Below are 9,928 nucleotides of genomic sequence, written 5' to 3' on the forward strand. Positions count from 1 at the left end.
GGCGCGGATACATCCTTCGGATGACCCCCGCGGGGCGGCGTACGTGCTGAGATGGTGTCGTGGACCGCCCGACCCTGCTGCAGCAGCTGCCCGCGGCGCTTCTCGGCGGTGGCTCCAGCCTGCGTGCCCGGGACCGGCGCCTGGCCTGGCTCGACGCCGGCGTCGTCCTCGTCGCCGGCCTCGTGCTCTTCCTCCTCGGCCAGGTCGGCAGCGTACGCGGCCTGCACCCCTTCGGGCTCGGCTCCGACAGCGCCCCGGCCTGGTGGCATCTGGTCCCGCTGGCGCTCGCGGCCGGTGCGCTCGTGCTCAAGCGTCGTCGTCCTCTCATCGTGGTGGCCGTCGTCGCCCTCTGCTTCGTCGGGGACCTGCTGATCGGTGGGAGCGTGGCGATGGTGGTGGCGCTCTGGGACGCCCTCTTCGCCCTCCACCTGCACGGCTCGTCCCTGGCGCGCCGCATCACGACCGGGTCCGTCGTCGCGGCGATCGCGGCCGCCGTCGTCGCCTCCGCGGCGGCCACGCCCGACCCGCGCACCCCTGCCGTCCTCGCGCTCACCCTCGTCGCGCTCGTCGTCACCCCGATGTGGTGGGGCAACAACGTACGTCAGGGCAGCGAGCTCGCCGACGCCGCCGACGAACGGGCACGGCTCGAGCGGGAGCGGAGCACCGCGATGCTGCGCCTGGCTGACGCCGAGCGACACGACGCGGTCAGGGCCGAGCGCGCCGCGGTCGCCCGCGACCTCCACGACGTGGTCGCCTCGCACCTGTCCGCGATCGCGCTCACCTCGGGCGCGGCGCTGGCCGGCGACCAGGATCCCGAGCGGGACCGGGCGGCGTTGCGGGCGGTGCGTGCCGAGAGCCTGGCCTCGCTGGACGACATGCAGGCGATGATCCGCGTCCTGCGCGCCGACCCTGCGCCCGGGGAGCCCGAGGACCTGACCGCCGCCTCCCGGACGGCCAACCTCGGCCCGGTCCTGGAGCAGGCCAGGCTGGCCGGGCTGCCACTGCAGGTCGAGGATCCGCGTGGCCTGCTCGACGGCGCGGACCTCGCGCTACCGGTCGCGGTCGACCATGCGGTCTACCGGATCGTGCGAGAGTCCCTCACGAATGTGCTCAAGCACGGCGGCGGAGCCACCCACCTGCGCCTGGTTCCCGGCGACGTCCTCGAGGTCGAGGTGAGCGACGAGGGCGCCGCGGGCGCGGCGGCGGAGCCGGAGACCGCCGGCAGCGGCACCGGGCTGGTCTCGATGCGCGAACGCGCCGAAGCGCTCGGCGGGACGTTCGAGGCAGGCCCCGACGGCGCCGGCTGGCGGGTCCGAGCGGTCCTGCCGCTGAGGAAGGAATGACTCCATGATCCGAGTCCTGCTCGCCGACGACCACGCCGCCATCCGTGCCGGCCTGCGCATGCTGCTGGCCACCGCCGGCGACATCGAGGTCGTGGGGGAGGCCGCCGACGGCTCGACTGCGGTCGCCAACGCCCGCGCGCTGCGTCCCGACGTCGTGCTGATGGACGTACGCATGCCGGGCACCGACGGCGTGACCGCGACCCGTCAGGTCGTGGACGAGGGGCTCGCCGACGTACTCGTGCTCACCACCTTCGACCTGGACGAGTACGTCTTCGGTGCCCTGCGCGCCGGCGCGGCCGGGTTCCTGCTCAAGTCGGCGGAGGCCACCGCGCTGGTCGACGCGGTCCGGCACGTCGCCGCCGGAGACGGCGTGGTCGCCCCGGAGGTGACCCGCCGGGTGCTCGCCGAGCTGGCCGGCCCGTCCCGTCCGCCGGCCGATGCCACCGACCGGTTGCCCGCCGACCTCACCCCGCGGGAGCGGGACGTGCTGGCGGCCCTGGGACAGGGCCTGTCCAACGCCGACATCGCCGAGCGGCTGGTGATCTCGGAGGCGACCGCGAAGACCCATGTCTCCCGAGTCCTGGCGAAGCTCGAGGTCACTTCGCGGGTCCAGGCGGCGATCGTCGCGCGCGAGGCCGGCGTCGTCTGAGCGGCCCCGTCCGGCGTGGACGGCGCCGAGAGTTCACCGGTTCGTGACCTCGCGAGCCCCCATCCGGCCCGGCCAGGTAGCAGAATTACGCGCGTCCGTAACGCACACACTGGAGGATTCATGTCCGGGAAGAACCGCTCCGTGCTCACCATCGTCAAGCTGCTGCTCGCAGCCCTCGTCGCCACCACCGGCCTCGTCGGTGCCGGCCTCGCCACCGCTCCGTCCGCGAGTGCCTACTACAACCCGAGCTGCACCCACAGCGGCTGCGCCGAGGCGCGCAGCTCCAACAGCACCTGGAAGTCGATGGGCTACCCGTCGACCCGTGGCTGGTACGACTGGGCCCCCACCGGCACCTGCAACTTCGCCGGCGGCACCTACAACAACTACGAGGGCGAGCTGCCGACCGGCCGCTCCTACCTCGAGTTCGACGTCACCCCGCGCGAATGTGGCGCCCCGCGTCAGTCCTACCGGATCGTCGTCGACCGCAGCTCCGGTGCGGTGTACTTCACCCCGGACCACTACAGCACCTTCTACAAGCTGGTCTGACCCTGTTGAAATGGGCCTCTGGCCTGGGACGACACCGACTCGCTCGCCCAGGACAGAGGCCCATTCGTACGCTCCAGGCAACCTGAGACCCCGCTGAAACGTCCTTGACACGGGGTCGAGGATCGCGGCGGTCCGGGGGCCCCACCGTAGTCTTGTTGACGTTTGTGACCGCGGGAGGGGACATCTTGAGCTGGCAGGGCAATCCGCCTTATACACCCACGACACCGACGCCGAAGCCGAAGAAGAAGCGGGCGAAGAAGGTCCTGAAGGGCTTCCTCGTGCTGATTCTGGTGGGCGCACTCATCGGCACCCTGGGTGTGATCGTGGCCTACAACGCCATCCCGATCCCCAACGCGAACGCCGCCTACGAGAAGGAGACGTCCTTCGTCTACTACCGCGGCGGCAAGGACGAGCTGGGCCGTTACATCGCCGACTCGCAGGACCGCGACTCGCTGCCCTACGACGAGATCCCGCAGCTGATGAAGGACGCCGCGGTCGCCGCTGAGGACCGTACGTTCTGGACCAACAGCGGCATCGACATCAAGGGCATCCTGCGCGCGGTGGTCAACAACAACACCGGTGGCACCCAGTCCGGCGCCTCGACGATCACCCAGCAGTACGTCAAGAACCTCTACCTCACCCAGGAGCGCACCTACACCCGCAAGGTGAAGGAAGCGGTCATCTCGCTGAAGATCAGCCGGCAGAAGTCCAAGGAGGACATCCTCGCCGGCTACCTCAACACCATCTACTTCGGCCGCGGCGCCTACGGCGTCGAGGCCGCGTCGAACGCCTACTTCCACAAGTCGGCAGCGAAGATCAGCCTCCAGGAGGCCGCCGCGCTGGCGGCGATCCTCAACGACCCCAACGACCTCGACCCCAACAACGGCGAGGAGGCGATCGCCGAGCTGGAGGGCCGCTACCGCTACGTCATCAACTCGATGGTCAAGATGGAGATGATCGACGCGGCCGAGGGCGAGAAGGCCAAGTCCTCGCTGCCGAAGTTCAAGAAGCCGCGCTCCGACAGCCGCTACGGCGGCCAGAAGGGTCACGCGCTCAAGCTGGTCCGCGACGAGCTCCTGCGGCTGAAGGACGAGCAGGGCAACCCGCTGGTCAGCGAGGACGAGATCAACGGTGGCGGCCTCCGCATCACCACCACGCTGACGAAGAAGACGATGAAGACCGTCGAGCAGGCGGTCAACGACGTACGTCCGGAGGACAAGAAGGCGTTCATCGAGGACGAGAACAAGAAGGGCGACGAGCTCCACGTCGGCGCGGCGACCGTCGACGTGAAGACCGGTGCGCTGCGGGGCTTCTACGGCGGCCAGGACTACCTGGAGTCGCAGACCAACTGGGCGGCGACGGGCACGATGGCGGGCTCGACGATGAAGGCGTTCACGATGGCCGCGGCTCTGAAGGCCGGCTACTCCCTCAAGGACAGCTGGGACGGCAACTCGCCCAAGGAGTTCGACGTCCTGCCGGGCCACCCGATCCGCAACTCGGGGCAGGACGCCGCGAATCCGTACGGCCACAGCTACGGGTCCAGCATCAGCAGCCTCCAGGCGATGGAGGACTCGGTCAACACCGCCTTCGTCGAGATGTCCGACTCGCTGCCCAACGGCAGCGAGGAGGTCTACGACATGGCGCTTGCCGCCGGGATCCCGCCGGAGAAGGCGGACGCCACCCACCCCGGCATCCCGATGACCACCGGTGACTTCAGCCCCGAGGACTTCCTGCTCACCCTCGGGAAGAACCGGACCAGCCCGATCAACATGGCGAACGCCTTCGCCACGATCGCCAACGGCGGCGTACGCAACGACGTCCACGTCGTCTCCAAGGTGGTCGACGCCGACGGCACCGTCATCTACGAGCGCGACGACTCCCCGAGGGGCAAGCGGGCGATGAGCGAGGACGTCGCCGCCGACACCTCCTACGCACTCCAGCAGGTCGTCGCCAGCGGCACCGGACAAGCCGCCAGCGCAGTCGTCCAGCCCGCCGCGGGCAAGACCGGCACCGCGACGAACGACAAGGACGAGGTCTCCTCGGCCTGGTTCGTCGGCTACACGCCGCAGCTCTCGACCGCCGTCGCCTACAGCCGCGGAAAGGGCAGCGGAGCCCTCGACGGCTGGCTCGACACCTTCTTCGGTGCCGACTACCCCGCCGACACCTGGGTAGAGATCATGGGCCCGCTGACCGACGAGCTCGACTACGAGGAGTTCCCCGAGCCGGCCTGGCTCGACGGCGACGCCCCCGAGGACGGTCACGCGCCCTACGTCCCGCCGGCTCCCGACCCGGAGCCGACCCAGGAGCCGGAGCCGACGAAGAAGCCGTCGCCGACCAAGGAGCCGACGCCGACGCCCACGCCGACTCCCACGCCGACTCCCACCCCCACCCCGACTCCGACGCCGACGAAGTCGCCCGGGCCGCCGGACCCCGAGCCGGACGACCCGGAGACTGAGCCCGGGCCGTTCTGAGGCGGCTCCGGCCCGAACAGATGATGTGTCAACGCATGGTGGGGGGCCTCATTTCCCGCCAACTTGGGGGACACGGTTAGATAGTGCCGTGTCTGTGATCGCCCCCGTTGACGTCCACGATGACACCGCTCTGAAGGCTTGGTACGCCGTGGAGGCGGCATCGATGGCCTTCGACCGACCCTACGCGTCGCATCGCACGTTCGAGGCGCTGGCCAACTCCGTGCGGACGCCGCACGACCACGGCCGCCGCGTGCTGCTCGCCGCGAAGGAGCAGGGAGAGACGATCGGCATCGCCGAGCTCGATCTCCCCGAGGAGGAGCGCAGCCATGTCGTCGAGCTCGGCATCCACGTCCTTCCCGTGCACCGCTGGCGCGGGGTCGGCACCGAGCTGTGGCGAGCCGCCGATGACGTACGCCGCACCAACGGCCGCACCCTGACGACCGCCGAGGTGACGATCCCGCCGAAGTCCTCCCTGGCCTTCGCACGGGCGCTCGGCTTCAAGTCCGTACGCCGCGAGGACCACCTCGCCGCCGACCTCCCGCTGCCCCACAAGCCCTTCAACGTGCTCGGCTACGAGATCCTGATGTGGGAGGACCGCACCCCCGAAGACCTCCTGGCGCAGTTCGTCGGACTGCGCAACCAGATGGGCAAGGAGATGCCGGGCAAGTCCCAGGAGGACATGGTCGCCCACACCGCCGACCGCATTCGCTCGGCGGAGAAGAGCACCGCCCGCTCCTACGACCGCATCACCGCCGCCGCCCGCGAGATCCTCACCGGCGAGCTGGTCGGCTACTCCGTCATCTTCCTCGCCCACGGCAGCGACGAGGCCATCCAGGACGACACCTTCGTCAAGGCCGCCCACCGCGGCCACAAGCTCGGCCTCGCCCTCAAGGTCGCCACCCTCGCCGCCGTCCAGCGCGACCACCCCGAGCGCACCAGCATCCACACCTGGACCGACCCGTCCAACGACGTGATGCAGCGCATCAACCGGCAGTTCGGCTTCCGCAAGATCGAGCTCATGCACGAGGTCCAGCGCACCGATCGTTGGTAGGCCGTGCGGGGCTCGAACCCGCGACCCAAGGATTATGAGTCCTCTGCTCTAACCGACTGAGCTAACGGCCCGCACGGGAGCCTATCGGGATCCGATGTGCTCCGGCGCACAGACCTCGCCGTTGACGGCGCTCGCTCCTCGCCACGTCGCCCAATCTGTGGGCCGAAGGTATGTCCCGCTGCCCAAGGGGTACCTCCGGGGGTACGTGGGTGGTTGGAGGACCACCGACCCCGAGTCCGTCGAGAAGGGCCTCGTTCAGCTCGTGCTCACCCTCGTGGAGCTGCTCCGGCAGCTGATGGAGCGCCAGGCGATCCGGCGCATGGATGCCGGGGGCCTGAGCGACGACGACATCGAGCGCCTGGGCCAGACCCTGATGCTGCTCGACGAGAAGATGACCGAGCTGCGCGACCACTTCGGGCTCACCCCGGAGGACCTCAACATCGATCTGGGCCCGTTGGGGAAGCTGCTCTGACGCGCTCAGCCCTCGGTGTCGATGAGGTAGCGACCGTCGTCGTAGACGAGCCCGAGCGTGACCGTGCCGCCGTCGTTGCGGCCGTCCTTCATCGTGTACTTGTAGGTGTAGGTCACCTGGAGCGGGTCGACGCTGGGGGAGACGGAGACGACACTGGTGCTCGCGACGGAGCCCCACCAGTCGCGATAGCCCTCGATCCCGCCGCTGCTGGCCTGGAACGCCGGGGTCAGCATCGAGCTGAACGCGCTGTCGGGGTTGGCGGGAGCGGTCTTGAGATAGTTGCGGATGAACGCGTCGATGCCCTCGGCGGTCGCGCCGGCGGTCTCGCTTGCCGAAGGGCTCTCGCTCGGGGTCTCGCTGGTGGTCTCCGTGGGTGTCGGCTCCTCCGAAGGCTCCTCCGACTCCTCGGCCTCGGCAGCGTCCTCGGACTTCTCGGCCGTGGCTTCCGACAGCGGTGAGGCAGAGGCGACCTGCTTCGGCTTCGCGGCCGGCTCGTCGCCGCGGTTGGCCCAGAGCGCCCCGCCGACCAGCAGCACCAGCGCCACGACGGCGACGAGCACCAGCGGCCACCACCTGCGTCGTCCGGCCGCAGCCGGCTTCGACGCGATGGCGTGCACCGGCTCCTCAGCCGGAGCCGGAGCCGGCGCCCCGACGGCGGCGAGCGTCTGCGTACGCAGCGCCACCGGCTCCAGTTTCTCGGCCGCGAGCCGCCCGGCCAGGAAGTCGAGGACGTCCTGAGCCGACCACCGGTCGGCCGGGTCGTAGGCCATGGTGTGCTCGAGCAGGGGCGCGAGCCGGCCGGCCAGCGGCGTACGCGGCGGGTCCTCGTGCACGACCCGATACAACGTCGCCAGCGCGTTGTCGCCGATCCCGTAGGGAGGCTCGCCGGTCAGCGCCTGGAAGAGCGTGGCCCCCAGCGACCACATGTCGCTGGCCGGGGTGGCCCGTCCGCCGGTGGCGATCTCCGGAGCCAGGTACGCCGGCGAGCCGGTGACCTGCCCGGTCTGCGTGGTCTGGGAGTCGACGCCGCGAGCGATCCCGAAGTCGGTCAGCTTCGCCCGCTCGGCGCGGCCGACCACGATGTTGGCGGGCTTCACGTCCCGGTGGACGATCCCGGCGGCATGGGCGGCGCGCAGGGCGGAGGCGATCTGACCGATCAGCCGGGCAGCGTCCTCGACGGACAGGGCGCCGTCATCACGCACCATGTGGGCGAGGGTCTTCCCCTCGACGTACTCCATCACCAGCCACGGCTTGTCGTCGTCCCGTACGAGATCGAAGACGGCGACCACGTTCGGGTGCACCAGGCGTGCGGCGAGCCGGGCCTCGCGTTCGACCGCGGCGTCGGAGACGCCGTCGAGCGCGACCAGCTGTTTGAGCGCGACAGAACGTCCCAGCACGTCGTCGGTGGCGAGCCAGACGGCCCCCATCGCTCCCCGCCCGAGCTCCCTCTCGAGCCGGTACCTCCCTGCGATCACCCAGGTCCCCTCAAATCTCAAACGCGTTCGCCAGTGGTCAACTCTAGGGGGTATCGCCCACTACCCTTGCTTTCGGGACAACCCGTTCCGGGCCCCGGAAACACCATCTGAGAACGATCTGAGAAAGGCACCACGTGTCCATCGATCCCACACTCCTCGACGACCTCGAGTGGCGAGGCCTCATCGCCGACTCGACGGACCGCGACGCGCTCCGAGAAGCGCTGGCCGGCGGGAGTGTGAAGTTCTATATCGGGTTCGACCCCACCGCGCCGAGCCTGCACATGGGCAACCTCCTCCAGATCACCATGGCGATGCGCCTGCAGCAGGCCGGCCACACGCCCTACGTGCTGGTCGGCGGTGCCACCGGCATGATCGGCGACCCGCGTGACTCCGGCGAGCGCACGCTCAACTCGCCCGAGACCGTCAAGGAATGGGTCGGCAAGGTGCGCAGCCAGATCGAGCGCTTCGTCTCGTTCGAGGGCGACACCGCCGCGACGATGGTCAACAACGCCGACTGGACCGCGTCGCTGTCGGTGATCGACTTCCTCCGCGACATCGGCAAGCACTTCCCGGTCAACCGGATGCTCGCCCGCGACACGGTGAAGAAGCGTCTCGAGGACGGCATCTCCTACACCGAGTTCTCCTACATCCTGCTGCAGTCCATGGATTACCTGAACCTCTTCCGTACGCACGGGGTCAGCCTCCAGTTCGGTGGCTCGGACCAGTGGGGGAACATCACCGGCGGTGTCGAGCTGGTCCGCCGGGTCACCGGCGAGACCGTGCACGCCTTCACCACTCCGCTGATCACGAAGGCCGACGGCACCAAGTACGGCAAGACCGAGGGCGGCGCCCTCTGGCTCGACCCCACGATGATGTCGCCCTACGCCTTCCATCAGTTCTGGCTCAACGTCGAGGACGCCAAGGTGGGGGAGATGCTGCGCGTCTTCACCTTCCTCTCCCACGAGGAGATCGAGAGCCTCGAGGCGCAGCACGCGGAGAAGCCGTTCCTGCGGGTGGCGCAGAAGGCGCTCGCCGATCACATGACGACCCTCGTCCACGGGGCAGGGGAGACCGAGCAGGCCAAGCAGGCCGCAGCCGCACTCTTCGGCGGCGGCGACCTGGCAACCCTGAGCAGCACGACGCTGGCCGCCGCGATCACGGAGGCCGGTGCCGTCGAGCTGGAGCGTGGGGAGGAGCTGCCGACGTACGTCGACCTCTTCGTCGCCGCCGGTCTCGTCTCCTCCAAGGGGGAGGCCCGGCGCACCATCTCCGAGGGCGGTGCGTACGTCAACAACGTCCGCGTCGAGGACGCCGAAGGGTCGCTCGACGAGAAAGAGTTGCTCGGTGACGGCTGGATCGTCCTGCGCAGGGGCAAGAAGAAGTTCGCCGGCGTACGCCTCAAGTAGCCGCTGACCTGCGAGAACGCCCCGACGAAGGCGACTGCCTTCGCCGGGGCGTTCCTCGATTTGGCAAGCGCGTCATGGAGGCGTAATGTTCATCTGGTCGCCGGGGTGCGGCGGGAAGCAAGCGCGAGTCTTCGGGCGGGCTTCCGGCCCCTGAGTCGGCCACCCAACACTCTCGAGCATCAGCTCGGTTCAGAGTCTCTGTCAGGTCCTCGGACCAGACGATCGAGGCAGCACGAACCGTCGATTGATTGTCTCGTGCTGTGCGGGTGTGGATATTGCTTTATCCGATAAGCGCGAGAATTCGCCGAATTGGAGATGAAAGCAGAATCCGATAAAGTCCTCCAGGACGAAGCAGAGAAACAGCTGCTAATCCGGCAGAAAGCGTGAAAGCGCCGAGTTGGAGAAGCGAGAGTGGCTCTGATAAAGTCTGCGAGGCAGGACCGGCCAGAGGGTCTGGAGCTGGTAAGGAAGCGCGGTTAGCGCCGAATTGCTGAAGCGAAAGAGAGCCTGGTAGG

Annotated in this window: 8 protein-coding genes and 1 tRNA gene; 7 read left to right on the forward strand and 2 right to left on the reverse strand. The window is 69.0% G+C overall.

The window, feature by feature from the left end; translation table 11 throughout:
* Window positions 1-59: 59 nt before the first annotated feature.
* The 5 genes from G5C66_RS26945 to G5C66_RS21695 all read left to right on the forward strand — a co-directional run bounded on the left by G5C66_RS26945 (window position 60) and on the right by G5C66_RS21695 (window position 6,060).
* The gene (locus G5C66_RS26945) at window positions 60-1,343 is read left to right on the forward strand and encodes a histidine kinase (RefSeq protein WP_165113015.1); all 1,284 of its coding nucleotides are present in this window, start codon (window positions 60-62) and stop codon (window positions 1,341-1,343) included.
* Between the two features lie 4 nt (window positions 1,344-1,347).
* Window positions 1,348-1,992 (forward strand): response regulator, encoded by a 645-nt coding sequence (locus G5C66_RS21680; RefSeq protein ID WP_165113017.1) that lies wholly within the window; start codon window positions 1,348-1,350, stop codon window positions 1,990-1,992.
* Between the two features lie 120 nt (window positions 1,993-2,112).
* Window positions 2,113-2,538 carry a ribonuclease domain-containing protein gene (locus G5C66_RS21685; protein ID WP_165113019.1) on the forward strand — a complete coding sequence of 142 codons (426 nt, stop codon included), beginning with the start codon at window positions 2,113-2,115 and terminating at the stop codon, window positions 2,536-2,538.
* Between the two features lie 185 nt (window positions 2,539-2,723).
* Window positions 2,724-5,009, forward strand: a complete 2,286-nt coding sequence (locus G5C66_RS21690; RefSeq protein WP_241248732.1) for a transglycosylase domain-containing protein — start codon at window positions 2,724-2,726, stop codon at window positions 5,007-5,009.
* 163 nt (window positions 5,010-5,172) lie between these two features.
* Window positions 5,173-6,060 (forward strand): GNAT family N-acetyltransferase, encoded by an 888-nt coding sequence (locus G5C66_RS21695; RefSeq protein ID WP_241248733.1) that lies wholly within the window; start codon window positions 5,173-5,175, stop codon window positions 6,058-6,060.
* Here G5C66_RS21695 and G5C66_RS21700 read toward each other — a convergent pair.
* Window positions 6,055-6,131 (reverse strand) — tRNA-Ile (locus G5C66_RS21700). The genes G5C66_RS21695 and G5C66_RS21700 overlap by 6 nt on opposite strands.
* Window positions 6,132-6,265: 134 nt before the next feature.
* Here G5C66_RS21700 and G5C66_RS21705 point away from each other — a divergent pair.
* Entirely contained in the window at window positions 6,266-6,532 is a 267-nt protein-coding gene (locus G5C66_RS21705) for a gas vesicle protein K (protein WP_338144273.1), read from the forward strand.
* Between the two features lie 5 nt (window positions 6,533-6,537).
* On the opposite strand, the gene G5C66_RS21710 is transcribed toward G5C66_RS21705, so the two are convergent.
* Window positions 6,538-8,007 carry a protein kinase domain-containing protein gene (locus G5C66_RS21710; protein WP_165113027.1) on the reverse strand — a complete coding sequence of 490 codons (1,470 nt, stop codon included), beginning with the start codon at window positions 8,005-8,007 and terminating at the stop codon, window positions 6,538-6,540.
* Window positions 8,008-8,141: 134 nt separating this feature from the next.
* On the opposite strand from G5C66_RS21710, the gene tyrS reads away from it, so the two are divergent.
* On the forward strand, window positions 8,142-9,413 hold the full coding sequence (gene tyrS / locus G5C66_RS21715; protein ID WP_165113029.1) for a tyrosine--tRNA ligase: 1,272 nt from the start codon (window positions 8,142-8,144) through the stop codon (window positions 9,411-9,413).
* Window positions 9,414-9,928: the final 515 nt, after the last annotated feature.

The organism is Nocardioides turkmenicus (assembly GCF_011045035.1).
GTDB lineage: Bacteria > Actinomycetota > Actinomycetes > Propionibacteriales > Nocardioidaceae > Nocardioides > Nocardioides turkmenicus.

Bases quoted from the DNA above. Each gene is read 5' to 3' on its own strand.
- G5C66_RS21680 (WP_165113017.1), top strand. From the start codon at position 1,348: ATGATCCGAGTCCTGCTCGCCGACGACCACGCCGCCATCCGTGCCGGC.
- G5C66_RS21685 (WP_165113019.1), top strand. From the start codon at position 2,113: ATGTCCGGGAAGAACCGCTCCGTGCTCACCATCGTCAAGCTGCTGCTC.
- G5C66_RS21695 (WP_241248733.1), top strand. From the start codon at position 5,173: ATGGCCTTCGACCGACCCTACGCGTCGCATCGCACGTTCGAGGCGCTG.